Source organism: Frankia sp. CoWAU3 (genome assembly GCF_977971855.1).
Genome location: NZ_CDWWXB010000106.1, coordinates 3,833 through 4,730, shown reverse-complemented (window position 1 = coordinate 4,730; position 898 = coordinate 3,833). Strand labels below are relative to the sequence as shown.

Annotated in this window: 2 protein-coding genes; one reads left to right on the top strand and one right to left on the bottom strand. The window is 71.8% G+C overall.

Annotation, left to right across the window (positions count from 1 at the left end):
• The coding region (locus tag AC08ON_RS11075; RefSeq protein ID WP_476616911.1) for a Glu/Leu/Phe/Val dehydrogenase dimerization domain-containing protein at positions 1 to 489 on the bottom strand (489 nt) is incomplete at its 3' end.
• Between the two features lie 249 nt (positions 490 to 738).
• Between AC08ON_RS11075 and AC08ON_RS11070 the strand changes: the two genes are divergently transcribed.
• Positions 739 to 898: DUF8083 family protein (locus tag AC08ON_RS11070; RefSeq protein WP_476616914.1), on the top strand; the 160-nt coding region annotated here is incomplete at its 3' end.

The following is an 898-nucleotide window of genomic DNA, read 5'->3' as shown; positions in this document are numbered from 1 at the left end:
GCGCATGCCCTCGAAGACCCCGTAGGCGGTCAGCACGCCGGAGTCGCCCGAACCGCCGTGCGCCGGTGACCGTCCGGTTATCCACCGGGTTTCCCGGGCGATGACGTCCATGTCCGCCACGTAGGTACCGACGTCGCAAGCGGTGATGTATCGGCCGCCCAATGATGCGACATGGCGGCCGAAGGCGCGCAGCAGTGGCTCCGACTTCGCGACGGCCGGATCACCGATGATGACGGCCTTGCCGCCGCCGAGGTCCAGCCCGGCGCAGGCGGCCTTGTAGGCCATCGCCCGGGACAGGGCGAGGGCGTCCGCCAACGCGACTTCCTCGTCGGCGTAGGGGTGGAAGCGGGTACCGCCCAGCGACGGCCCCAGCGCCGTCGAGTAGATGGCGATGATCGCGTGAAGACCCGAGGGACGGTCCGAGCACAACAGCACCTGCTCATGGTCACAAACGGCGCTGAACAGGGACGACCTGAACAGGGACGACATGGCGCACCTCTCTCCTCGGGGCCTTCTGGGGGCCTTCTGGGGGCCTCCGTGGGGCCCGTGGCCCCCACCGCCCTGATCCCGCGCGCGGGCCGAACCACCCCGCGCCGCGCCCAGGGCCCGCAGATCGTGTCCTGGCGAACCCTACGGCGCCGGTAGGCCGGACGGCTTGTGTGCGGACGTGCCAGGATCGAGGCATGCCAGGATCCAGGGCATCCGCGTGGGTGTCGTCGGTCGGATCGCGCGCGGTAAGTGGGTCCTGAGGTGCCCGTCGTCTCCCCCGCGGCGTATCTGCGGGTGTACGAACCGCTCGCTGCCTTTCCCGCGGCCGAACGTGGCCGCTGGCAGCGTTACGCCGCCGCGGGGCCGCCTTCGCGCCGGGCCGGGACCCGCCGGGAGCGGGTCCTGGCGC